At 62.7% G+C, this 23,496-nt stretch carries 18 protein-coding genes; 12 read left to right on the forward strand and 6 right to left on the reverse strand.

Annotated elements, in window-relative coordinates; genetic code table 11:
* Nucleotides 1–496: 496 nt before the first annotated feature.
* A complete protein-coding gene (entS, locus tag AC6CWS_RS07325; protein WP_048334354.1) occupies nt 497–1,738 on the reverse strand; it encodes an enterobactin transporter EntS in 1,242 nt (413 codons plus the stop codon).
* Nucleotides 1,739–1,850: 112 nt separating this feature from the next.
* Here entS and fepD point away from each other — a divergent pair, with 112 nt between their 5' ends.
* The 3 genes from fepD to fepC are packed head-to-tail and all read left to right on the forward strand — an operon-like array spanning nt 1,851 to nt 4,638.
* The gene (gene fepD / locus AC6CWS_RS07330; RefSeq protein WP_023288781.1) at nt 1,851–2,858 is read left to right on the forward strand and encodes a Fe(3+)-siderophore ABC transporter permease; all 1,008 of its coding nucleotides are present in this window, start codon (nt 1,851–1,853) and stop codon (nt 2,856–2,858) included.
* Complete coding sequence (gene fepG, locus AC6CWS_RS07335) at nt 2,855–3,847, forward strand: iron-enterobactin ABC transporter permease (protein WP_065882562.1); 993 nt, start codon at nt 2,855–2,857, stop codon at nt 3,845–3,847. The genes fepD and fepG overlap by 4 nt, the downstream gene beginning before the upstream one ends.
* Nucleotides 3,844–4,638 carry an iron-enterobactin ABC transporter ATP-binding protein gene (fepC, locus tag AC6CWS_RS07340; RefSeq protein WP_032455067.1) on the forward strand — a complete coding sequence of 265 codons (795 nt, stop codon included), beginning with the start codon at nt 3,844–3,846 and terminating at the stop codon, nt 4,636–4,638. Before fepG ends, fepC begins: the two co-directional genes overlap by 4 nt.
* A gap of 64 nt (nt 4,639–4,702) precedes the next feature.
* Here fepC and entF read toward each other — a convergent pair whose 3' ends face one another.
* Genes entF through fes form a run of 3 tightly spaced genes read right to left on the reverse strand, consistent with a single transcriptional unit; the run spans nt 4,703 to nt 10,034 of the window.
* On the reverse strand, nt 4,703–8,584 hold the full coding sequence (gene entF, locus AC6CWS_RS07345) for an enterobactin non-ribosomal peptide synthetase EntF (protein ID WP_065882563.1): 3,882 nt from the start codon (nt 8,582–8,584) through the stop codon (nt 4,703–4,705).
* Nucleotides 8,585–8,594: 10 nt separating this feature from the next.
* Nucleotides 8,595–8,798 (reverse strand): MbtH family protein, encoded by a 204-nt coding sequence (locus AC6CWS_RS07350; RefSeq protein ID WP_032455062.1) that lies wholly within the window; start codon nt 8,796–8,798, stop codon nt 8,595–8,597.
* 27 nt (nt 8,799–8,825) lie between these two features.
* Nucleotides 8,826–10,034, reverse strand: a complete 1,209-nt coding sequence (gene fes / locus AC6CWS_RS07355; RefSeq protein WP_065882564.1) for an enterochelin esterase — start codon at nt 10,032–10,034, stop codon at nt 8,826–8,828.
* 259 nt (nt 10,035–10,293) lie between these two features.
* Between fes and fepA the strand changes: the two genes are divergently transcribed.
* Entirely contained in the window at nt 10,294–12,522 is a 2,229-nt protein-coding gene (fepA, locus tag AC6CWS_RS07360) for a siderophore enterobactin receptor FepA (RefSeq protein WP_048296999.1), read from the forward strand.
* A gap of 66 nt (nt 12,523–12,588) precedes the next feature.
* Nucleotides 12,589–13,218 carry an enterobactin synthase subunit EntD gene (gene entD, locus AC6CWS_RS07365; RefSeq protein WP_065882565.1) on the forward strand — a complete coding sequence of 210 codons (630 nt, stop codon included), beginning with the start codon at nt 12,589–12,591 and terminating at the stop codon, nt 13,216–13,218.
* 34 nt (nt 13,219–13,252) lie between these two features.
* On the opposite strand, the gene AC6CWS_RS07370 is transcribed toward entD, so the two are convergent.
* On the reverse strand, nt 13,253–14,188 hold the full coding sequence (locus AC6CWS_RS07370; RefSeq protein ID WP_032455057.1) for a transketolase family protein: 936 nt from the start codon (nt 14,186–14,188) through the stop codon (nt 13,253–13,255).
* The gene (locus tag AC6CWS_RS07375; protein ID WP_032455056.1) at nt 14,181–15,011 is read right to left on the reverse strand and encodes a transketolase; all 831 of its coding nucleotides are present in this window, start codon (nt 15,009–15,011) and stop codon (nt 14,181–14,183) included. Before AC6CWS_RS07375 ends, AC6CWS_RS07370 begins: the two co-directional genes overlap by 8 nt.
* Before the next feature lie 382 nt (nt 15,012–15,393).
* Between AC6CWS_RS07375 and AC6CWS_RS07380 the strand changes: the two genes are divergently transcribed.
* From AC6CWS_RS07380 to AC6CWS_RS07410, 7 genes are all read left to right on the forward strand, one after another.
* Nucleotides 15,394–16,344, forward strand: coding sequence for a sugar-binding transcriptional regulator (locus tag AC6CWS_RS07380; RefSeq protein WP_002893602.1), 951 nt, complete (start codon nt 15,394–15,396; stop codon nt 16,342–16,344).
* Between the two features lie 347 nt (nt 16,345–16,691).
* Nucleotides 16,692–18,212, forward strand: coding sequence for an FGGY family carbohydrate kinase (locus AC6CWS_RS07385; RefSeq protein WP_065882567.1), 1,521 nt, complete (start codon nt 16,692–16,694; stop codon nt 18,210–18,212).
* Between the two features lie 160 nt (nt 18,213–18,372).
* Nucleotides 18,373–19,308: a D-ribose ABC transporter substrate-binding protein gene (locus AC6CWS_RS07390; RefSeq protein WP_023288769.1), complete on the forward strand. Its 936-nt coding sequence runs from the start codon at nt 18,373–18,375 to the stop codon at nt 19,306–19,308.
* Nucleotides 19,309–19,351: 43 nt separating this feature from the next.
* A complete protein-coding gene (locus AC6CWS_RS07395) occupies nt 19,352–19,972 on the forward strand; it encodes a DUF2291 family protein (protein ID WP_032455053.1) in 621 nt (206 codons plus the stop codon).
* Between the two features lies 1 nt (nt 19,973).
* Nucleotides 19,974–21,518, forward strand: coding sequence for a sugar ABC transporter ATP-binding protein (locus AC6CWS_RS07400; RefSeq protein WP_023288767.1), 1,545 nt, complete (start codon nt 19,974–19,976; stop codon nt 21,516–21,518).
* A 17-nt stretch (nt 21,519–21,535) separates the two neighbouring features.
* Complete coding sequence (locus AC6CWS_RS07405) at nt 21,536–22,603, forward strand: ABC transporter permease (RefSeq protein WP_023288766.1); 1,068 nt, start codon at nt 21,536–21,538, stop codon at nt 22,601–22,603.
* Nucleotides 22,604–22,663: 60 nt separating this feature from the next.
* On the forward strand, nt 22,664–23,461 hold the full coding sequence (locus AC6CWS_RS07410) for an SDR family oxidoreductase (RefSeq protein WP_002893589.1): 798 nt from the start codon (nt 22,664–22,666) through the stop codon (nt 23,459–23,461).
* Nucleotides 23,462–23,496 lie beyond the last annotated feature (35 nt).

The raw sequence follows: 23,496 nt of genomic DNA on the forward strand, positions 1-23,496 counted from the left end.
GCCACCGGGCATCAGGACGGGTACGCGGTCGGAACACATTGCCGGGCGGCGCTACGCTTGCACCGGCCTACAATGCTTGCGCCCTCCAGGCCAGACCTTCGGCCCGGTAAGGCGCAGCCGCCACCGGGCATCAGGACGGGTACGCGGTCGGAACACATTGCCGGGCGGCGCTACGCTTGCACCGGCCTACAATGCTTGCGCCCTCCAGGCCAGACCTTCGGCCCGGTAAGACGTAGCCGCCACCGGGCATCAGGACGGGTACGCGGTCGGAACACCTTGCCGGGCGGCGCGGCGCTTGTCCGGCCTACTGAGCTTGCACCGACCTGCCGTACCCCAGGCCCGGTAAGGCGCAGCCGCCACCGGGCATCATGACGAGTATGCGGTCGGAACGCTTTGCCGGGCGGCGCTACGCTTGCACCGGCCTACTGAGCTTGCACCGGCCTGCCGTACCGTAGGCCCGGTAAGGCGTAGCCGCCACCGGGCAATCACACCGTACTCAGCTTTCGTTGACTATTTCCGGGCGCTGGAAACGGCGCAGCTCGCGTAGCAGCCCCACCAGCAGCACGCCGACGAGGGCCAGCGCCCAGCCGCTGGCGCTGGCGGAAGCGACCGGCGTCATCACCGCCCCTAACCCGCCGAGCAGCGCCGCGCCGATGGCGTCGCCGGTAACGTTCTGCGCGGTCCACAGACCGTTAATTCGCCCGAGCATATGTTCCGGCGTCTGGGTCTGGATCAGGGTGTACTGCAGCAGCGAGCTAATAGCGCTCAGCCAGCCAAACAGCGCCAGGCACAGCGCGCCCAACGCCCAGTGCGGCATCAGGCTGAACAGCGCAATGGCGACAAAGGAGCACACCGTCGTCGCCAGCATCAGCGCACCCGGCCGCACGGTCTGGGCCAGCTGGCCGCTGGTCAACGCCCCCAGCGCCGCGCCGAGCGGAATCGCGGCGTACAGCAGGCCAATCTGCCCTGCCGACATCTGCCAGCTCCCGGCCAGCGCCGGATAGAGCACCCGCACCGCGCTGGCCATGGTCAGCAGGCCGCCGAGCAGCGCAATCCCGCCGATAAGCGGACTCTGGCAGAGGAAGGTCAGCCCCGCCAGCAGGGAACGCAGCGGATGCTCGCGCGGCTGCGGAGGCGGCGGCAGCTGTGGCAGACGCAGCAGGGTTAAGGTGGTGATAAAGGTCCCCGCCGCCGCCAGGCCGAAATTCCAGGCCACGCCGCCGGAGGCCAGCAGCAGGCCGCCGATCATCGGCGAAATCACCGAGCCCAGACGCACCGTGAGCATAGTGATGGCCCCGGCCTGCATCAGATTTTCCCGCCCCACCAGCGCCGGCGTCGCCGCCAGCAGCGCGGTCACCCCCAACGAGGCGAAGAACCCATCCCAGATCCCCAGCAGGTAGATCGCCGCCAGCGACGGCTCCGGCAGCAGGGCGTTCAGACACAGGCCGACAAAGCCCACGCCGCAGGTGCCGCGCGCCAGCAGGATCAGGCGTTTGCGCTCATAGCGGTCGGCCAGTACCCCCCCCACCATCAGGCCAATAAACATCGACGCGCCAGTCAGCGTCACCGACAACCCGACCTGCCAGGTCGAATGGGTCATCATCTGGATCTGCACCGGGATGGCCACGCCCAGCAGGCCAAGCGACAGAATAGAGATAAAGCGAGCGATAAAAACGGCGCGAAACGCCGGGTGAGTTTTCAGCAGGCTGAGGTTGAGCAGCCAGGATTGTCGGTTCATTACAGCGCCTTGTCGTTATTTTTAATACCCTTTTTACTGTGGGTCATGCTACCATAGCTGAATAAAATCGATAACGATAATTACTATCATTATCATATCAGGGATGTCAGTTATGTCGTTTTCTACGACCGCGGTACGCTCTGTCGCCGTGCCCGGATTGTTGCTGTTACTCGCCTTAGCCGCCGCGCTTAGCCTGACCATCGGCGCCAAATCGTTGCCGATCGGCACGGTATTCACCGCCTTTAGCGGAACCTGTCAAAGCGCCGACTGCACCATCGTGCTGGACGCGCGCCTGCCGCGCACCCTGGCCGGTCTGCTGGCCGGCGTCGCCCTCGGCCTCGCCGGCGCGCTGATGCAAACGCTCACCCGTAACCCGCTGGCCGACCCCGGCCTGCTGGGGGTCAACTCCGGCGCCAGCTTCGCCATCGTCCTCGGCGCTGCGCTGTTCGGGATCACCTCCCCGCAGGAACAGCTGCTGCTGGCGTTTTGCGGCGCGCTCTGCGCCTCGCTGCTGGTGGCCTTCACCGGCAGCCAGGGCGGCGGCCAGCTGAGCCCGGTGCGCCTCACCCTCGCCGGGGTCGCCCTCGCGGCGGTACTGGAGGGGCTGTCCAACGGCATCGCCCTGCTCAACCCGGACGTCTACGATCAGCTGCGCTTCTGGCAGGCCGGTTCGCTGGATATCCGCACCCTGCAGACGCTGAAAATTGTCCTGCTGCCGGTGGCGATGGCGGGGATCGCCGCCCTGCTGCTGAGCCGGGCGCTTAACAGCCTGAGCCTCGGCAACGATACCGCCACCGCCCTCGGCAGCCGCGTCGCCCGCACCCAGCTGATCGGCCTGATTGTGATTACCGTCCTGTGCGGCAGCGCCACCGCCGTGGTCGGCCCGATCGCCTTTATCGGCCTGATGATGCCGCATATGGCCCGCTGGCTGGTGGGGGCCGATCATCGCTGGTCGCTGCCGGTCACCCTGCTGGCCACCCCGGCCCTGCTGCTGTTTGCCGACGTGATTGGCCGCCTGCTGGTGCCCGGCGAACTGCGGGTATCGGTGGTGAGCGCCTTTCTCGGCGCGCCGGTGCTGATCTGGCTGGTGCGGCGCCAGCCGCGCGGAGGTGGCCTGTGATTGCCCCGTCCCGCCGCCTGATAGCCAGCTGTCTGCTGCTGTTGGCCGCCAGCCTGTTGATTTCCCTGCTCGGGCTGGCGCAAGGCCCGGTGCCGCTAACGATTGACCAGGTCTTCTCCGCCCTGTTCGGCGACGCGCCGCGCAACGTCGCGATGGTGGTGAACGAATGGCGGCTGCCGCGGGTGTTAATGGCGCTGCTCATCGGCGCCGCGCTCGGCGTCAGCGGCGCCATTTTCCAGTCGCTGACCCGTAACCCGCTCGGCAGCCCGGACGTGATGGGCTTTAACACCGGCGCCTGGAGCGGCGTGCTGGTGGCGATGGTTCTCTTCGGCCAGAACCTGACGGCGATTGCCCTGGCGGCGATGGCCGGCGGGGTACTCACCTCGCTGGTGGTCTGGCTGCTGGCCTGGCGCAACGGGATCGAGACCTTTCGCCTGATTATTATCGGCATCGGCGTACGCGCCATGCTGGTAGCCTTCAACACCTGGCTGCTGCTGCGCGCCTCGCTGGAGACCGCCCTTTCTGCGGGCCTGTGGAACGCCGGATCGCTTAACGGCCTGACCTGGGGTAAAACCTGGCCGTCGGCGCCGCTGATCCTGCTGATGCTGGTGGGCAGCGCCCTGCTGGTTCGTCGGATGCGGCTGCTGGAGATGGGCGACGATACCGCCTGCGCGCTGGGCGTGCAGGTTGAGCGTTCGCGCCTGCTGCTGATGCTGGTGGCGGTGGTGCTCACCGCCGCCTCGACGGCGCTGGCCGGGCCCATCTCATTTATCGCGCTGGTGGCGCCGCACATCGCCCGCCGCCTGAGCGGCACGGCCCGCTGGGGATTGAGCCAGTCGGCCCTGTGCGGCGCGCTGCTGCTGGCGCTGGCCGATTACGGCGCCCAGCGGCTGTTTATGCCCTGGCAGCTGCCGGTGGGCGTACTAACCGTCAGCCTCGGCGGTATTTACCTTATTGCATTGTTGATTCAGGAGTCCCGCAAAAAATGAGTGCTGTCCCCTCCCGTTTGCGCGGCGAGCAGTTAACCCTGGCCTACGGGAACAAGACCATCGCCGAGTCGCTGAACGTGACCATCCCTGACGGCCACTTCACCGCCATTATCGGCCCCAACGGCTGCGGCAAGTCGACGCTGCTGCGCACCCTCAGCCGTCTGATGACGCCGGCCAGCGGCCATGTCTGGCTCGACGGCGCGCAGATCCAGCAGTACGCCAGTAAAGAGGTCGCCCGCCGCATCGGCTTGCTGGCGCAAAATGCCACCACCCCTGGCGATATTACGGTGCAGGAGCTGGTGGCCCGCGGGCGCTACCCGCACCAGCCGCTGTTCACCCGCTGGCGCAAAGAAGATGAAGCGGCGGTGAATAATGCGATGCGGGCCACCGGGATCAGCGACCTGGCGCTGCAGAGCGTCGATACGCTTTCCGGCGGCCAGCGGCAGCGGGCGTGGATTGCGATGGTGCTGGCCCAGGAGACGGCGATTATGCTGCTGGATGAGCCGACCACCTGGCTGGACATCAGCCATCAGATCGACCTGCTGGAGCTGTTGAGCGAGCTGAATCGCGAGAAGGGCTATACCCTGGCGGCGGTGCTGCACGATCTTAACCAGGCCTGCCGCTACGCCACCCACCTGATCGCCCTGCGCGACGGTAAGATCGTCGCCGAGGGGGCGCCGAAGGAGATCGTCACGGCGGATCTGATTGAACGGATTTACGGTCTGCGCTGCACGATCATTGAGGATCCGGTGGCGCATACGCCGCTGGTGGTGCCGCTGGGCCGCCGGTAATTTCCCCTTTCCCCGGCTTGCGCGACGCTGAGCCGGGCTACCTGCTGTAGCCCGAACTCAACCGTTATCCCAGAATCTCCCTGACTACCGGGCCGATGGCTTCAAAGGCCTGCGGGGAGATAATGTCGACGTGGGCGCAGTTCTGGCTGAACACCTCCAGCTCGCCCACCCACGGGCCCCATACGACCTGCGGATCCATCCCCGCCTGCCGCGTCTTCTCCGCCACGAACAGCGTCGCCTTACCGTCAAACTTCGCGCTGTGCGCGGTGGTTAACAGCCGCACCGCGTCGGCATAGTTGCCTTCGATGGCGCTGAACAGCTCGCCGGAGGCTTGCCCCTGCTGGGCGGCGAGGAACGCTTCGCGCTCGCGGGCAATTTCCGCCAGCACCGCCGGATCCAGCCCGTTCGCCTCTTTCTCCGCCCAGTTTTGCGTCTCCGGCGGCCAGGTATCCAGCAGGCCGAGGAAGGCCACCGCTTCGCCGCGCTGGCGCAAGCGGGCGGCAATGCCCTGGGCTAAGGTGCCGCCGAGCGAATAGCCGAACAGATAATAAGGACCGTGCGGCTGCTGCGCCAACAGCGTTTGCAGATGATGCTCACACACCTCGTCGAGGCTGGCGGCGCCGGCCATCGGCCCCTGCGGGCGCGGCGACTGAATACCGGTAATCGACCAGCGCGGGCTGAGATAGCGCGCGAGCACGCTGAACTGCCAGGCGAAGCCGGAGGCCGGATGGAAACAGAACAGCGTTGGGCCGTCGCTCTCGCGCAGCGGCAGAAGCGCATCCAGCCCCAGGCGCTGAGCCTGCTCATCGCTGAGATCGGCGGCCAGCAGCGCGCTCAGTTTGCCCACCGTCGAGGCCACCATCACCTGCCCCGGGGTCACCTGCCGCGCCAGCTGGCGGCTGAGCTGCGCCGCCAGGCGCATCGCCAGCAGCGAATGGCCGCCGAGGGCGAAGAAATCAGCGTCGATATCATTCACCTCGCAGCCCAGCAGCTGACTGAAGGCGGCGGCGACAACGGTTTCCATCCCGGGCTCCGGCGGCCGGCCGCTGCGCTCGCCGCCGAGGGTCGGCAGCGGCAGCGCTTTGCGGTCCAGTTTGCCATTGGCGCTGAGCGGCAGGTCGGGGAGCTGCATCAGCACCACCGGGACCATATGCGGCGGCAGCTGTTCCGCCAGCCGCGCTTTCAGCGCCGCGGTATCCAGCGGCAGGCCGGAGTCAGAGACCAGATAGCCCACCAGCTGCCGGGCATCGCCGCCGGTCGCCGCCGCCTGGTTGAAGACGCAGGCATGACTCACCGCCTGCGCCACGTCCGGCAGGGCCGACATCACCCGGTCAATCTCGCCAAGCTCGATGCGCTGCCCGCGGATCTTCAGCTGATCGTCGCTGCGGCCAAGATACTCCACCGCGCCGTTCGCCAGCCAGCGCGCCACGTCGCCGGTGCGATACATCCGCTCGCCGGGGGCAAACGGGTCGGCGATAAAGCGGCTGGCGGTGAGGTCCGGACGCCCCAGATAGCCCTGCGCCAGCTGAATGCCGGTGAGATAGAGATCCCCCGCCACCCCCGGCGGCACCGGGCGCATCGCGGCATCGAGAATGCGCAGCCCGGTGTTCCATACCGGCCAGCCAATCGGCACGCTGCTGCCGGTCACCGCCGCCAGCTCAGGCCCGCAGGCCGGATACCAGCTGACGTCCACCGCCGCTTCCGTCGGGCCGTACAGGTTATGCAGCGGCGCGCCGGTCAAGCGCTCCCATTCGCGGCACAATTCTGTCGGCAGCGCTTCGCCGCTGCAGAATACCCGCCGCAGCGTGCGGCAGGCGGCCACGCTGTCGGCATCCAGCGAGGCGACAAACGCCGCCAGCATCGACGGCACAAAGTGGGTGGTGGTCACGCCGTAGTGGGCGAAGAACTGCTGCATCGCCTGCGGGTCGCGGTGCGCCTCCGGCTCGGCCATCACCAGCTGCGCGCCGGCGATAAACGGCCACCAGAACTCCCACACCGAAACGTCAAAACTGCACGGCGTTTTCTGCGCCACCACGTCGTCGGCAGATAACGGATAGCGATCCTGCATCCACAGCAGGCGGTTGACGATGGCGGTCTGGCCGACCATCACCCCTTTTGGCCGCCCGGTGGAGCCAGAGGTAAAGATGATATAGGCGGTATGCTCCGGTTTTGACAGCGCCAGCGGCGCGTCATCCGCAACGGCCAGCGGCTGCTGGTAGCAGAGGCTCTCCAGCCCGGGGATATCGCTGAAGCGGGCCAGCTGCTCCTCCGTGGCGATCAGCAGCGACGGCCGGGCGTCTTCCAGCATCATCCGCAGGCGGTCGTCCGGGTAGCCAGTGTCCAGCGGCAGCCAGGCGGCTCCCGCCTCGACAATGCCGTGCAGCGCCAGGGTCAGGAACACCGATCGCGGCAGGGCCACCGCCACGCTGTCGCCCGGCTTCACGCCGCGCTGACGCAGCAGCTGCGCGAGCGCCACCACCTGCTGACGCATCTCACGATAGCTGAACTGCCAGTTAGCATCCGCCAGCGCCGGAGCATCCGGGGTCTTCCGCGCCTGGTCGGCCACCAGCGCGCTGAGGGTGGTGGCGGGCAGCGGCATAGCGGTATCGTTGACCGCCGCCAGCCGGGCCTGCTCGTCGGCGGAGAGCATCTCCGCTTCGCCGCAGCGTAGCGTCGGATCGGCAGCAAACTGCGCCAGCAGCGCGGTCAGTCGCGCCATGTGGCGACGCAGCTCGGCTTCATCGTACCGGGCCTTGTTAGCGAGGATCTCCAGCGACAGCCCGCCGGTCTCATCCGGGAACAGCGCCAGCTCGAGATCGTTGACCGGGCCGGTGGCGAGGGTGTGAGTCACCGCCTCGACGCCGTCGATATCCACCTGGTAATCAAAGACTTTGACGTTCAGCACCGGGCCGAACAGCGGTTCGTCCCCGGCCGCTTTGCCGCTGTCGCGGACGATCTGCTCGGCGTCATAGCGCTGATGGCGGCGCATCTTTTTCAGCTGCGCGGCGAGGCGCATCGCCAGATCCGCCAGCGTCTCCTGGGCGTCAATATGCACCGCCAGAGGCAGGACATTGAGCACCGGCCCCGTTGAGGTCAGCGCCGCTGAGCCCATCCGGCGCATAAAGATAAAGCCCGCCGCGTAGTCCATCCGGTTGCACAGGCGGCCCAGCCACAGCGTGGTGAGCGCCAGCGCCAGGTCAGCGGGCTGACACTGCGGCGCATGGCCGGCCAGGCGGCGGAAGGCGTCGGCGTTCATCGCCAGCTTCATCCGCCAGATATCGCTCCCGGCGGCGCGTCCGCCCAGCGGGGCGGCAGAGAGCGAGGCGGGAGCCGGTAACGCCTGGCGCTGGGCCTGCCAGAAGGCTTTATCCCGCTGCCAGGCCTCGCTGCCGGCGTAGCGCTGGTACTCGTCCACCACTTCAGCAAAGGGGGTGAAAGGCGATTCCGGGGTGGCTTCTCCACGCTGCCAGGCGCGGTAAATGGCGGCGATCTGTCGGGTAATCGCCGGGAAACTGAAGCCATCCACCAGCAAGTGGTGATAGCGCTGATACCAGTACCAGTGGTCGTCGCCGACGCGCAGCAGCTGATGGCACACCAGCGGGTTGCCGCCGTCGACGCGCAGATCCTGCGCCAGATCCGCCTGCATCCGCTCCGTGGCGGCGCGGTGCGGATCCGGCGCCGTACGCAGGTCAACGATCGGCGGTTCGCCAAAGGTGCGTTCCGCCGCCAGCCACTGCCAGACTTCCCCTTCCTCTTCCTCAAAGCGCAGGCTGAGGGTATCCGCCTGCTGCAGCCCGGCGACAATCGCCTTACCCAGCAGCGCCGGGTCGAGCGCGCCGCGCAGTTCAACATAGTGGGCCACGCTCCAGGCGCCAGGCAGAGTGGAGAGGCGCTCGGCCATCCAGATCCCCGGCTGCGCGGCAACCAGCGGTAAACGAGTGGTCATGGTCAGCTCCTTATGCCGCATGATGGGCGGGGGTCAGTGTCGGCCAGTTGGCCGCCAGCCAGGCGTTGCACGCCTCGACCGACTGCGGAGGACACACCACCGTCCAGCCGGCAGGCAGCGCGCAATGCCCCGGCCACAGGCTGAACTGCCGCTGGTCATTGCGCAGAATGTAAAACTGCCCTTGCGGATTGTCGAAGGGGTTACTGAATTGCATATCAAACTCCTGTCGTAAAGCGCTGTGCTAAGGGGGCGACAGCAGAGGCTGCCAGAGCTGGATCAGCCCCGCCGTCAGCCCGCCGCGCCAGCAAAGCGCATCATGCCCGCCGTCAACCTGACGCCAGAAAATCGTCTGCTGCGTTGTGGTAAGTTGCGCCAGCAGCGCCTGGTTGGCGCGAAAAATAATCGGTTCACGCTGGCCCGCTTCCAGCCAGATGCGCAGCCCGGCCGAGGACGCCTCGCCCTGGCGGAGACGTTCGCCGATAAAGCCCGTCCCGCTGCCATCGCGATGCGGCCACCAGTAGGAGCCTGACTGGCTGAGCACGCAGCCAAAGCGCTGCGGCCAGTTGAGGGCGGCGAACATTGCCGCCAGGCCGCCGAAGCTTTGCCCGGCCACCACCGTCCGCTCCGGGCGGTCGCTGAACGGGACGTGACCGCGGACCAGCGGCAGGAGCTCCTCCTGCACCGCCAGCCAGAAATCGCGATGACAGGGCAGCTCAACCCCGCGGCGCTGGTTGTCGATCGCGTCGATCAGCAGGTAGACCGCCGGCGGCAGCCTCCCCCCGCGGGTCAGCGCGGCCAGCGGCGACCACACCGGCATGCTTTCGGCCCAGAACTGGCCGTCAAGCAGGATCGCCAGGGGCCGCGTTTGCGGGTCGACGGCCTCGCCGGGGGTGTAGATCCAGACCCGGCGATGGTTGCCCAGACGCGCGCTGCGCCACTCAAGGCAACGGGCGGGAGGATGCGCCTCATTAAGCAGATCCCAGCCGGGTTGCGCCGGCGCCTGCGGCATCTCCAGGGCGGAGACGCCATGGCCGCGTCCGCCACGCCAGCTGTGCGGGTTCAGCGGATCGGCTATCGCCCGCGGCAGCAGTTTGCGCCAGCCTTCGCGCAGCAGCGCGCGGTCCGGCTTATCGGCGCTGAACACCTCAGGGGAAAAATCATCGTCACGGTCGGAGGGAATAAAGCAGTAGCTGCCGCGCCAGGTCGGCGACAGCGTGGTTCGCCAGCACCAGGCGTCGGTCCCGGGCAGACGTTGCAGCGATTGCGGTCGCGCATTTTGATGGTGGTCGGTCACGCCGGTGATATAGAGCCATACCCGACGGCGCGGAGAACGCGTTTCATCCCCCGCCAGATCCCGCCACCAGAACGTCACCTCGATGGCGTCATCCACCGCCCGGGACTGCGGCCCCTGCAGGGTTCGCCACCACTCCTCGCTTCCTGTCGTTAACATTCAGTCATTAACCCTATGTATCGCGTGACTTTTTTAATTAATTGTCATTCTTTATTGATAATATTATTGATAACTATTTGCATTTGCAATAGCGTATTAGCGCGCCGTGGGAAGCGCGTCTTTCACAACACATGTCGAAGAGAGCTTATTCAGCTAGCGACGGAGTGCCTTTGCCCTCTTCCGGCAACATTTATGCCGCCTCCCCTCCCGGTGGGAAGGGGCGTTTGGGGAACGTGGCGACAAAAAAGCAGGAATAACAATGAATAACAGGATCAAATCCCTGGCCTTGCTGGTCAATCTGGGAATTTACGGGGTTGCTTTTCCGTTAAGCGCAGCGGAAACCGCCACCGACGATAAAAACAGCGCCGCGGAAGAGACCATGGTGGTCACCGCCGCCGAGCAGAACCTGCAGGCGCCGGGCGTCTCCACCATCACCGCCGATGAGATCCGCAAACGTCCGCCGGCGCGCGACGTCTCGGAGATCATTCGCACCATGCCGGGGGTCAACCTGACCGGCAACTCCACCAGCGGCCAGCGCGGGAATAACCGCCAGATTGATATCCGCGGCATGGGCCCGGAAAATACCCTAATCCTGATCGACGGCAAGCCGGTCACCAGCCGCAACTCCGTGCGTCTCGGCTGGCGCGGCGAGCGCGACACCCGCGGCGACACCAGCTGGGTGCCGCCGGAGATGATCGAACGCATCGAAGTGATTCGCGGCCCGGCCGCCGCCCGCTACGGCAACGGCGCCGCCGGCGGCGTGGTGAATATCATCACTAAAAAAACCGGCGATGAGTGGCACGGCTCCTGGAACACCTATATGAACGCCCCGGAGCACAAAGACGAAGGCTCCACCAAGCGCACCAACTTCAGCCTCAGCGGCCCGCTGGGCGGCGATTTCAGCTTCCGCCTGTTCGGTAACCTCGACAAAACCCAGGCCGACGCCTGGGACATCAACCAGGGCCATCAGTCCGAACGTACCGGGATCTATGCCGACACCCTGCCGGCCGGGCGCGAAGGGGTAAAAAATAAAAACATCGATGGTCTGGTGCGCTGGGAATTCGCCCCGATGCAGTCGCTGGAGTTTGAGGCCGGCTATAGCCGCCAGGGCAACCTCTACGCAGGCGACACCCAGAACACCAACTCCAACGACCTGGTAAAAGAGAACTACGGCAAAGAGACCAACCGTCTGTACCGCAACACCTACTCGGTCACCTGGAACGGCGCCTGGGACAACGGGGTGACCACCAGCAACTGGGCGCAGTACGAACGTACCCGCAACTCGCGCAAAGGCGAAGGCCTCGCCGGGGGGACCGAGGGGATCTTCAACAGCAACCAGTTTACGGATATCGATCTGGCGGATGTGATGCTGCACAGCGAAGTCAGCATCCCGTTCGACTATCTGGTTAATCAGAACCTGACGCTGGGCAGCGAGTGGAACCAGCAGCGCATGAAGGATAAGGCCTCCAACACCCAGGCGCTGTCGGGGGGAGAAATTCCGGGCTACGACAGCACCGGCCGCAGCCCCTACTCGAAGGCGGAGATCTTCTCCCTGTTCGCTGAGAACAACATGGAGCTGACCGACACCACCATGCTGACCCCGGCGCTGCGTTTCGATCATCACAGCATCGTCGGCAACAACTGGAGCCCGTCCCTCAATCTGTCTCAGGGCCTGTGGGACGACTTCACGCTGAAGATGGGTATCGCCCGTGCCTATAAAGCGCCGAGCCTGTATCAGACCAACCCGAACTACATTCTCTACAGCAAAGGCCAGGGCTGCTACGCCAGTAAAGACGGCTGCTATCTGCAGGGGAATGAAGATTTAAAAGCCGAGACCAGCATCAACAAAGAGATTGGCCTCGAGTTTAAACGCGACGGCTGGCTGGCGGGCGTGACCTGGTTCCGCAACGATTACCGCAACAAGATTGAAGCAGGCTATGCTCCGGTCTATCAAAACGGTAAAGGTACCGATCTCTACCAGTGGGAAAACGTGCCGAAAGCGGTGGTGGAAGGCCTGGAAGGTACGCTGAACGTCCCGGTGAGCGAGACCGTGAACTGGACCAACAACATCACCTACATGCTGCAGAGTAAGAATAAAGAGACCGGCGATCGGCTGTCGATTATCCCGGAATACACGCTGAACTCCACGCTGAGCTGGCAGGTACGCGATGACGTTTCGCTGCAGTCGACCTTTACCTGGTACGGCAAACAGGAGCCGAAGAAGTACAACTATAAGGGTCAACCGGTCACCGGCAGCGAGAAGAACGAGGTCAGCCCCTACAGCATCCTCGGCCTGAGCGCGACCTGGGACGTGACCAAATACGTTAGTCTGACCGGCGGCGTGGATAACGTCTTCGACAAGCGCCACTGGCGCGCGGGCAACGCCCAGACCACCGGGGGCGCCACCGGCACGATGTACGGCGCCGGCGCCGAGACCTACAACGAATCGGGCCGCACCTGGTATATGAGCGTCAACACCCACTTCTGATAGCGGGTTCTCCCTGCCCCGCCCTTGCAGGATAAAGGGCGGGGACAACCACGGTATTCTTGCCCTATGCGCATCCATCACGCCCCCCTGCCGCTGGCCGGCTATACGCTGCAGCACGTCGACTTCGACCCGGCGACTTTTCAGGCTGCCGATCTGTTGTGGTTGCCCTACCACGCCAGCCTGAGCGGCTGGGGCCGCAAGCGGCAGGCGGAGCACCTGGCCGGGCGCATCGCCGCGGTGTACGCCCTGCGCGAGGTGGGAGAAAAACAGCCTCCCGCGATTGGCGATCGGCGCCAGCCGCTGTGGCCCGCGCCCTGGTTCGGTAGTATCAGCCACTGCGGCCAGCGCGCGCTGGCGGTGGTCGCTGACCGGCCGGTGGGCGTCGACATCGAGCGCCGGTTTACTCCACAGCTGGCGGCGGAGCTGGAGAGCAGCATTATCAACGAGGCGGAAAAAAAGGTGCTATTGCACAGCGGCCTGCCCTTCCCGCTGGCGCTGACGCTGGCCTTTTCGGCGAAAGAGAGTGGGTTTAAGGCGACGCCGACGGCAGGCCAGCGCGCGCTGGGGTTCACCGATTTCCAGATCGTGGAAATAACGGCAAGCACCTTAGCGCTTCGGTTTGCGGGGCAACGCTATCCGCTGTACTGGACAGCGTCGGAGGAGCAGGTCGTCACGCTTTGCGCATTGCAGCAGTAAACGCCCGCGCTTCACGCGACGGGCGTTCAGACCATCAGCCCCTGTTTTGCACCCGGGCGACGATGGCGGCGGCATCAAACCCGTGGTGTTGGCGCATCCAGCCGCGATCGGCGGCGGCGGCGTACTCCCCGTCCGGGATCCCCAACCGCTGCAGGGCAATGCCCACGCCCGCTTCCGCCAGCACCTCGGCCACCAGGCTGCCCAGCCCGCCGTTGACGTTATGCTCTTCGACGGTGATCACCGCTTTGCACGGCTTCAGCGCCGCCAGCAGCGCGGCGGTATCGCAGGGGCGGATCGACGGCACGCTGACCACTTTCGCCTGAACGCCGAGGTCGGCAAGCTGCTGCGCCGCCTCCACTACCTCATGCACTGTCGAACCGGTGGCTACCAGTGCGACGTCCTCGCCTTCGCGCAGAGTCAGCACGGCGCCGGGAACAAAGCGATACGACTCGTCAAGCAGCTCCGGCAGCGCCTTGCCATCGAGGCGAATATAGACCGGCCCCTGATAAGCAAGGGCATAGTCGATAATCTGCCGACATTCGCGCGGCGTGGAGGGGGCGAAGATCTGGATATTGCCGAAGCCGCGCATCACCGCCAGATCGTCAATCGCATGGTGGGTGCTGGCCAGCGGACCGTAGCTGGCCCCGGCGTTAAGGCCAAACAGCTTCACGTTGGTGTTGTTGTAACAGACATCCACTTTGATTTGCTCATTGGCCCGCGAAATAAGAAACGGCGCGGCGTTACAGGTCACCGCCACTTTGCCGCCCAGCGCCAGACCGGCGGCGGTGCCGACCATACTCTGCTCAGCGATGCCGACGTTCACCAGCCGGCCGGGAAATTGCTTAATAAAGGGGGCGATTTTAGCCGTCGACGTGGAGTCGGCCACCACCGGCACCAGATCGACACCGCTTTCCACGGCGGCGATAAAGGCCTCGACCATGACGTTAGCCAGGTGTTCTGCATTACTCATCTTTCAGTTCCTCCAGCGCCAGAGCGATCTCTTCACCTTTCGGCACCCGGTGGTGCCACTCCGGGCGCCCCTGGATAAAGGAGATCCCCGCGCCTTTCGTGGTGTTGGCAATAATGACGTTTGGTTTACCCTTCTGCTGCAGCCCCTCGATGGCCGCGACCACCGAGGCCATATCGTTACCCTGGCATTCGCTGACCTCCATGCCGAAGGCGCGCCATTTGTCGGCCAGCGGATCGGTATTCATGATTTCGCGCGTCGGCCCGGCCAGCTGGAGGTTGTTCTTATCATTAATAATGACCAGGTTATCCAGCCCGTAGTGCGCCGCCGCCAGGGCGGCTTCCCAGTTACTGCCTTCCGCCAGTTCGCCATCGCCGGTGATCAAAAAAATGCGGCGGGTGCTGTTGCTTTTCTTCGCGGCCAGCGCCAGCCCCACCGCAACAGGCAAACCGTGGCCCAGCGCGCCGGTGTTCAGCTCAATACCCGGCGTTTTCTGCCGCACCGGGTGGCCAGGGAGATGGGAATTGGCATGCTGGTAAGTCTCCAGCCACTCCACCGGGAAGAAGCCGGCTTCCGCCAGGACGCAGTAGTAGCAGCCCACTGCGTGGCCTTTCGACTGGATGTAGATATCGCGCTGCGGGTCGTCGAGCCGATCCGCCGCCACGTTGAGGACCCGGAAATAGAGCGCGGTTAACAGTTCGACCTGCGAAAGGTCGGCCCCGGTGTGGCCGCCGGCCGGACTATTGGCGTTTAAGCGCACAATGTGGCGCCGCACCGCGCGGGCTTTACGCTCCAGCGTCTGAATATCAAATCTGTAGGGATTCATTTCACACCTCTGAATTTATTTTCAGCATGGAATATTTATTCCAGCAAGAACTAAAAAAACCAGATATCCCTATGCCGGGTGGTAAGCCTTCTGCCACAGCGCCCTACTCAGGAACATTCTGCCTCCCGCTCCGGACTTAGCCCGGAGAAACACATTGACTTGAAATCGCCTTGAATATATATTCAATGATGATTCTTTATTCGATTATGACCTGGCTGTTTTGTTTTTGTCCATAGTCGATTTTGAGGATTGGCAAAAGTTAGACGCCTGTCACACTTAAGTGTGATTTTTTTTCGCGTATGATAGAAGCCTCTATACCCTAAATAAAATGGCTGCCGCTAAGCGCCTGAACACAGGCGATAAATGATTTTCGAGGATTAATATGGCTAAGCAGGATGAACAACGGCTATTGGTTAAGATTGCCACGCTTTACTACCTGGAAGGACGAAAGCAGTCTGATATCGCCCAACTTCTCTCGCTCTCACAGTCATTTGTCTCCCGCGCCATCACCCGCTGCCAGAAAGAGGGCGTCGTCAAAATCAGCGTCGTACAGCCGTCAAACATTTTTCTGAAGCTCGAAAAAGGGCTTGAGGATCGCTATGGTCTTAAGCAGGCGGTGGTGGTGGATACCGAAGAAGAGGCCAGCGATCACACCATTAAGCGGGCGATTGGCTCCGCCGCCGCCCACTATCTGGAAACCCGTCTGCGGCCAAAAGATCTGATTGGCGTCTCCTCCTGGAGCTCAACCATTCGCGCGATGGTCGATGAAGTTCATGCGCAGAACCTGAAGGCCAGCGGCGTGATCCAGCTGCTCGGCGGCGTCGGGCCCAACGGTAACGTGCAGGCGACGATTCTTACCCAGACCCTCGCCCAGCGCCTGAACTGCGACGCCTGGCTGCTGCCGTCGCAGAGCATTGAGGGATCCATGGAGGAGCGCAACCGGCTGCTGGCCAGCAAGGACGTCGCGGACGTGGTGTCGCGCTTTGACGAGGTGGATATCGCCATCGTCGGCATCGGCATTCTCGAACCCTCCCAGCTGCTGAAAACCTCCGGGAACTACTATCACGAAGATATGCTGCAGGTGCTGGCGGCGCGCGGCGCGGTGGGCGATATCTGCCTGCACTACTACGACAAAAACGGCCATCCGGTGTTACGCGATGATGAAGATCCGGTTATCGGCATGGCGCTGGAAAAGGTCAAAAAATGCCCGAACGTCGTCGCGCTGGCCGGTGGCACTGACAAAGTCGCGGCCATCAAAGGCGCCCTTACCGGCGGCTACATTGACGTTTTAATCACCGATTATCCTACCGCCCGCATGCTGGTCAGCGACTAACCTGCCGCGCTGTTTTTCCTCTCTGCCGCCCTGACGTGCTTTTTTAACCTCAGGGCTGGCTCTGTTAATACATTTAAATTCAATAATTTAGTCAACCAACCCAGCCGCCTGCCGCCGCTTTTGCCGATCGGCGAAATGTGATTGCCAGCACAATTGATGATTTTTCCGGTAGCCCGTCACCGGGTTTGTGGCTTAAGGTATCAAATAAATAATCACTATCGAATATATATTCAGTGATTAAAAAGATGATAACGAAATGTCACATCATGGCCTGCGTAGACGCATGAGACGGTGGAAAAGATCCCGTCTCCGCTGTTCCAGGACACCGGGTGACCGAGGAGAGCACGATGCAGGCGACAGCAAAAGAGTTCATCATTGCCCTGGATGAAGGCACCACCAACGCCAAAGCGGTGGTGCTGGATAGCCAGGGTAAGGTTATCGTCAAATTCTCGCAGCCGCTGGCGATCCAAACGCCGCGCGACGGCTGGGTGGAGCAGTCGGGCGAGGCGCTGGTGGCCGCCTCGCTGGCGGTGATCGCCAGTGCGATAGCCCACGTCGGCGCGGAAAACGTCGCCGCGCTGGCCATCAGCAACCAGCGGGAAACCGCCATCGGCTGGTATCGCGACAGCGGCGAACCGATTAACGCGGCCATCACCTGGCAATGCACCCGCAGCGCCGCGTTCTGCGACACGCTGCGTCACGATCGTCAGGAACAGCGGATTAAACAGGCCACCGGCCTGCCGATCGCCCCGCTGTTCTCGGCCTCCAAAATGCGCTGGCTGCTGGATGCGACTGCCGATGGCCACCTGCGCGCCGAACGCGGCGAGATTTGCCTCGGCACCATCGACAGCTGGCTGCTGTGGAATCTGACCGCCGGAGACGCCTTCTGCTGCGACTACTCCAATGCCGCCCGCACCCAGTTGTTGAATCTGCACCGCGGCGAGTGGGACGACGAGATGCTGGCGCTGTTCGGCATTCCGCGCGCGGCGTTACCAGAAATTAAACCGTCGAGCGGCCTCTTCGGCCATACCAAAGGGCTGGCCGCCATTCCGGACGGTATTCCCATTATGGCGATGATCGGCGACTCCCACGCGGCGCTGTTCGGCCACGCGCTCGGCGAAGCGGGCTGCGTGAAAGCCACTTACGGCACCGGTTCATCGGTGATGGCGCCAGTCAAATCGGCGCAGTGCGATATCGAGGCGCTGGCGACCACTGTCGCCTGGCACGATGGCGACCAGCTGGTGTGGGGTCTGGAAGGTAATATTCCCCACACCGGCGATGCCGTCGCCTGGATGGCGGACAGCACTGGCCTGAGCGAGCTCTCTGCCGCCGAGCTGGCCCATGAGCTGAACACCCTTCCCGCCTCCGTTGATTCGACCCTCGGGGTGTACTTCGTGCCGGCGCTGACCGGCCTCGGCGCCCCCTGGTGGGACGACAGCGCCCGCGGCGTGATCTGCGGCCTGAGTCGCGGGGTGAAACGCGCGCATCTGATCCGCGCGGCGCTGGAATCCATCACCTATCAGATTGCCGACGTGGTGGTGGCGATGCGGCAACATGAAGAGTTTACCCTAACGGCGCTGATGGTGGACGGCGGGCCGACCAACAATGACTGGCTGATGCAATACCAGGCCGATCTGCTCGGCTGCCCGGTGATGCGCAGCGACGTACCGGAGCTGTCCGCCATCGGCGCAGCGTTGCTGGCGCGCAAAGCGCTCCATCCGGGGTCGACCGCCGACCTGCAGGCCTTCTTAACCGAACACAGCACCTTTCAGCCCGACATGGCCCGCCACCAGCGCTTGCAAACTCGCTGGCAGGAGTGGCGCCATGCGGTCGACCGAACATTATGGAAACCGGACTCGCCAGCCTGACCGCCGGACTGCGCGACGACATGCATTCACTTATTACAGGAGAAACCCGGCCCATAACGATATCGCTAACCCTGAATGTATTCAGGGGAAATTTCAGACCGTAAAAGCCTGCCCGCTCAGGGGCTCATTTGTTCGAATATAAAAATACAGGAACAGAGTCATGAAATTACGTAAAACCCTTTTAACCGCTGCTACCCTGACCGCCTTATCCTTTGCCGCGCACGCCGCGGAGAAAGGCACCATTATGATCATGGTCAACTCGCTGGATAACCCGTATTACGCCTCGGAAGCCAAAGGCGCCAGTGAAAAAGCGCAAGCTCTCGGCTATAAAACCACCGTGCTGTCCCATGGCGAAGATGTCAAAAAGCAGAATGAGCTTATCGACACCGCCATTGGTAAAAAGGTGCAGGGCATTATTCTTGATAACGCCGACTCCACCGCCAGCGTCGCCGCCATTGAAAAGGCCAAAAAAGCCGGCATTCCGGTGGTCTTAATTAACCGTGAAATTCCGGTTGATGATGTGGCGCTGGAACAAATTACCCACAATAACTTCCAGGCCGGCTCCGAGGTCGCCAACGTCTTCGTCGAGAAGATGGCGGAGAAAGGCAAATACGCCGAGCTGACCTGCAACCTCGCCGATAATAACTGTGTCACCCGTTCTAAATCTTTCCATCAGGTCATTGACCAGTATCCGGATATGGTCAGCGTAGCCAAACAGGATGCCAAAGGCACCCTGATCGACGGCAAGCGCATCATGGACAGCATTCTGCAGGCTCACCCGGACGTGAAAGGCGTGATCTGCGGCAACGGGCCGGTGGCCCTCGGCGCGATTGCGGCGCTGAAGGCGGCCAACCGCAGCGATGTGATCGTCGTCGGCATCGACGGCAGCAACGATGAGCGCGACGCCGTGAAGGCCGGCACCCTGCAGGCGACCGTGATGCTGCAGGCGCAGGCCATCGCCGCTCAGGGCGTCACCGATCTGGATAATTACCTGCAAAAAGGCGAAAAGCCGGCTAAACAGCGCGTGATGTTCCGCGGCATCCTGATTACTCAGGATAACGCCGATAAAGTCCAGGATTTCAACATTAAGTCCTGAGTTCGGGTGGTTGCGCCCCTGCGGGGGCGCAGAGGAGAGCATTATGTTTAAGAAAACCTGTCTGACGCTGGCCGTGCTGGCGCTTGGGGGCTGTCGCATCGTCTCGCAGCAGGAGCTGGCAGACCTGAAATCGCCGCCCAACCCGCATATGGCAAATATGGATAAAACCTGGCAGCAGAGCATCGTACCGCAGGTGGTGACGAAAGCGCGCCCGGCGGCGGAATTGATGAGCGCGCTCAAGGCGGCAAAAGACATTGATAGCGCCTGCAAAACCCTCGGCTACCGCGCGCAGGACGAAAACCCCTGCATCTTCTACGTCAAGGTTTCAGGTACTGTCAGCAAACTCGATACCGCCTCGCGCAGCGGCAAGATGACCCTGTCCGACCCCAGCGTCGGCAAGGTGACGGTGCAGATTGGCCCCACCCTGCGCGGCACCCAGCTGCGCGACGGCTACAGCGGCGCCAGCTATCAGGACTTTAATGACCAGGTGCTGTTCGGCGAGTACAGCAAGAATATCAACAGCCAGGCAGTCAAAATGATTCAGACCGCCAACCTCAAAACCGGCGACAGCGTGGAGGTCTACGGCGTCTTCTCGGCCTGGGATATTCCGCCAACTCTCCCGGAAATTACCCCGGCGAAAATCGTTCACGCGGGGGGGCAATAATATGGCGCCGCAAGAACTCGTCGCTCCCCAGCCCGCTGAGTCCGAAGTGATTATCGAAACCCGCGGCCTGTCGCGCGTCTATCCCGGCGTGACCGCCCTGGATAATGTCAATTACCGGGTCTATCGAAATAAGGTCAACGTGCTGATCGGAGAAAATGGTGCGGGTAAATCCACCATGATGAAAATGCTTGCCGGTGTGGAAACGCCCTCCTCCGGGCAAATTATTCTCGATGGCGAAGCGGTTTCATTACATTCGACTCATCAGGCAGAAAAACTCGGCATCAGCATTATTTTCCAGGAGCTGAATTTATTTCCCAATATGAATGTGATGGACAACATCTTCATGGCAAATGAATTCTTTCAGAAAGGACGCATCAACGAAAAATACCAGTACGCGCTGGCCAAATCGCTGCTGGAGCGACTGGAGCTGGATGTCGATCCCTACACCCCGCTGGGCGAACTCGGTATCGGCCACCAGCAGTTAGTCGAGATTGCCCGCGCGCTGTCGAAAGACACCCGGGTGCTGATCATGGACGAACCCACCTCGGCGCTCAGCCAGTCTGAGGTGAAAGTGCTGTTCAAGGTGATCGCGCAGCTTAAGCGCCGCGGGGTGACCATTATCTATATCTCGCATCGCCTCGAAGAGCTGATGGAGATCGGCGACAACATCACCATTTTCCGCGACGGTCGCTTTATCAGCGAGCGTCACGTCAGCGACGCCAGCGTGCCGTGGATCATTGAGCAGATGGTCGGCGATAAGAAAAAACACTTTGATTATCAACCGGCGCCAAAAGGCAACGCGGTGCTTGACGTCAAGGGGCTGACCGCGCTGCATCCCAGCGGCGGCTACAAGCTCAATGACGTTACCTTCACTCTTAGCAAAGGTGAAGTGATCGGCATTTACGGCCTGCTGGGGGCCGGACGCACCGAGCTGTTTAAAGGTCTGGTGGGGCTGATGCCCTGCCAGCGCGGCGAGGTGCATCTCAACGGCGAAAGCATCGGCAAATCACGCTTTCAGCAGCGTCTGAAAAAGGGGCTGGCGCTGGTGCCGGAGGACCGCCAGGGCGAAGGCGTGGTGCAGATGATGTCGATTCAGGCCAACATGACGCTCTCTGATTTCAGCCTGCAGGGGTTTCGCCGCGCCTGGCGCTGGTTGAATCCGCAAAAAGAAGAGACCTGCGTGAAAACGATGATCCAGCAGCTGGCGATCAAGGTCAGCGACGCCAATTTGCCCATCACCTCGCTGAGCGGCGGTAATCAACAAAAAGTGGTGCTGGGTAAAGCGCTGATGACCCAGCCGCAGGTGGTGTTCCTCGACGAACCGACGCGCGGCATCGACGTCGGCGCGAAAACCGACGTCTATCACCTGATCGGCAAAATGGCCCAGCAGGGGCTGGCGGTGATGTTTTCATCTTCAGAGCTGGATGAGGTGATGGCCCTGGCCGACCGCATCCTGGTGATGGCCGATGGCCGCATTACCGCCGATCTACCGCGTCATGCGGTGACCCGCGAACAGTTAATCGCGGCTTCAACACCTCAAGATTAATCAGGCTGGAATCCATCATGAACCAGAAATATATGATTTATATGTACCTGCTGAAGGCCCGCACCTTTATCGCCCTGCTGCTGGTGATCGCATTCTTCAGCGTGATGGTACCCAACTTCCTGACCGCCTCTAACCTGCTGATCATGACCCAGCACGTGGCGATCACCGGCCTGCTGGCCATCGGCATGACGCTGGTCATTCTCACCGGCGGCATTGATTTGTCCGTCGGCGCGGTGGCGGGGATCTGCGGCATGGTGGCGGGCGCGCTGCTGACCAACGGCCTGCCGCTGTGGAACGGCGACATCCTCTTCTTTAACGTCCCGGAAGTGATCCTCTGCGTGGCGATCTTCGGCGTACTGGTCGGCTTGGTGAACGGCGCGGTGATCACCCGCTTCGGCGTGGCGCCGTTTATCTGCACCTTAGGCATGATGTACGTCGCCCGCGGCTCCGCGCTGCTGTTTAACGACGGGAGCACCTACCCGAATCTCAACGGTATGGAAGCGCTGGGCAACACCGGTTTCGCCACCCTCGGCTCCGGCACTCTGCTCGGCGTCTATCTTCCCATCTGGCTGATGATCGGCTTCCTGGTGCTGGGCTACTGGCTGACCACCAAAACGCCGCTTGGCCGCTACATCTACGCCATCGGCGGCAATGAGTCCGCCGCCCGCCTTGCCGGCGTGCCGATTGTGAAAGCGAAAATATTCGTCTATGCCTTCTCCGGCCTGTGCGCGGCCTTTGTCGGCCTGATCGTCGCATCACAACTGCAAACCGCGCATCCGATGACCGGCAACATGTTTGAGATGGACGCCATCGGCGCCACCGTACTCGGCGGCACCGCGCTGGCCGGCGGCCGTGGTCGGGTGACCGGCTCGATTATCGGCGCCTTCGTGATCGTCTTCCTTGCCGACGGCATGGTGATGATGGGCGTCAGCGACTTCTGGCAGATGGTGATCAAAGGCGTGGTGATCGTTACCGCCGTGGTCGTCGACCAGTTCCAGCAGAAGCTGCAGAGCAAGGTCATCCTGATGCGCCGCCATGAGGAGAAACTGGCCGCCCTCCCCCCCAACGGCGCCACCTCCAGCTAACCGGCAACGATTCACATCTTCCGCCGGGCCTGGTGCCCGGCTCAGCGAAAGGGAAAAAATATGCAACGAGATTTCCAGAACAAAACGGTGGTGATCACCGGCGCCTGTCGCGGCATTGGCGCGGGTATTGCCGAGCGCTTCGCCCGCGACGGCGCAAACCTGGTGATGGTCTCCAACGCCGAGCGCGTTCATGAGACCGCCGAAACCCTGCGTCAGCGCTATCAGGCGGATATTTTATCGCTGCAGGTCGATGTCACCGATGAAGCCCAGGTGCAGGGGCTGTATGAGCAGGCCGCCGCCCGCTTCGGCACCATTGACGTCTCGATTCAGAACGCCGGGGTCATCACCATTGATTACTACGATCGGATGCCAAAAGCCGATTTCGAGAAAGTGCTGGCGGTCAATACCACCGGCGTCTGGCTATGCTGCCGCGAGGCGGCCAAATATATGGTGAAACAGAACCACGGCAGCCTGATCAACACCTCATCCGGCCAGGGGCGTCAGGGCTTCATCTACACCCCGCACTATGCCGCCAGCAAGATGGGCGTGATCGGCATTACCCAAAGCCTGGCCCACGAGCTGGCGCCGTGGAATATCACCGTCAACGCCTTCTGCCCGGGCATCATTGAAAGCGAAATGTGGGATTACAACGACCGCGTGTGGGGCGAAATTCTCAGCACCGAGCAGAAGCGCTACGGCAAAGGCGAGCTGATGGCGGAGTGGGTCGAGGGCATTCCAATGAAGCGCGCCGGCAAGCCGGAAGATGTCGCCGGCCTGGTGGCGTTTCTCGCCTCCGACGACGCCCGCTATCTCACCGGACAGACCATTAATATCGATGGCGGTTTGATTATGTCCTGAGCACGGTAGCCCGGATTAGGCGCGACGCGCCGCTA

Source organism: Klebsiella sp. M041, assembly GCF_059759695.1.

Excerpts from the sequence above, each read along its gene's own strand:
- AC6CWS_RS07400 (WP_023288767.1), top strand. The coding sequence starts at position 19,974 with ATGGCGCCGCAAGAACTCGTCGCTCCCCAGCCCGCTGAGTCCGAAGTG.
- entD (WP_065882565.1), top strand. The coding sequence starts at position 12,589 with ATGCGCATCCATCACGCCCCCCTGCCGCTGGCCGGCTATACGCTGCAG.
- AC6CWS_RS07375 (WP_032455056.1), bottom strand. The coding sequence starts at position 15,011 with ATGAATCCCTACAGATTTGATATTCAGACGCTGGAGCGTAAAGCCCGC.
- AC6CWS_RS07385 (WP_065882567.1), top strand. The coding sequence starts at position 16,692 with ATGCAGGCGACAGCAAAAGAGTTCATCATTGCCCTGGATGAAGGCACC.
- AC6CWS_RS07395 (WP_032455053.1), top strand. The coding sequence starts at position 19,352 with ATGTTTAAGAAAACCTGTCTGACGCTGGCCGTGCTGGCGCTTGGGGGC.
- fepC (WP_032455067.1), top strand. The coding sequence starts at position 3,844 with ATGAGTGCTGTCCCCTCCCGTTTGCGCGGCGAGCAGTTAACCCTGGCC.
- AC6CWS_RS07405 (WP_023288766.1), top strand. The coding sequence starts at position 21,536 with ATGAACCAGAAATATATGATTTATATGTACCTGCTGAAGGCCCGCACC.
- entF (WP_065882563.1), bottom strand. The coding sequence starts at position 8,584 with ATGACCACTCGTTTACCGCTGGTTGCCGCGCAGCCGGGGATCTGGATG.
- fes (WP_065882564.1), bottom strand. The coding sequence starts at position 10,034 with ATGTTAACGACAGGAAGCGAGGAGTGGTGGCGAACCCTGCAGGGGCCG.
- fepD (WP_023288781.1), top strand. The coding sequence starts at position 1,851 with ATGTCGTTTTCTACGACCGCGGTACGCTCTGTCGCCGTGCCCGGATTG.
- AC6CWS_RS07390 (WP_023288769.1), top strand. The coding sequence starts at position 18,373 with ATGAAATTACGTAAAACCCTTTTAACCGCTGCTACCCTGACCGCCTTA.
- AC6CWS_RS07410 (WP_002893589.1), top strand. The coding sequence starts at position 22,664 with ATGCAACGAGATTTCCAGAACAAAACGGTGGTGATCACCGGCGCCTGT.
- fepA (WP_048296999.1), top strand. The coding sequence starts at position 10,294 with ATGAATAACAGGATCAAATCCCTGGCCTTGCTGGTCAATCTGGGAATT.
- entS (WP_048334354.1), bottom strand. The coding sequence starts at position 1,738 with ATGAACCGACAATCCTGGCTGCTCAACCTCAGCCTGCTGAAAACTCAC.
- AC6CWS_RS07380 (WP_002893602.1), top strand. The coding sequence starts at position 15,394 with ATGGCTAAGCAGGATGAACAACGGCTATTGGTTAAGATTGCCACGCTT.
- AC6CWS_RS07350 (WP_032455062.1), bottom strand. The coding sequence starts at position 8,798 with ATGCAATTCAGTAACCCCTTCGACAATCCGCAAGGGCAGTTTTACATT.
- AC6CWS_RS07370 (WP_032455057.1), bottom strand. The coding sequence starts at position 14,188 with ATGAGTAATGCAGAACACCTGGCTAACGTCATGGTCGAGGCCTTTATC.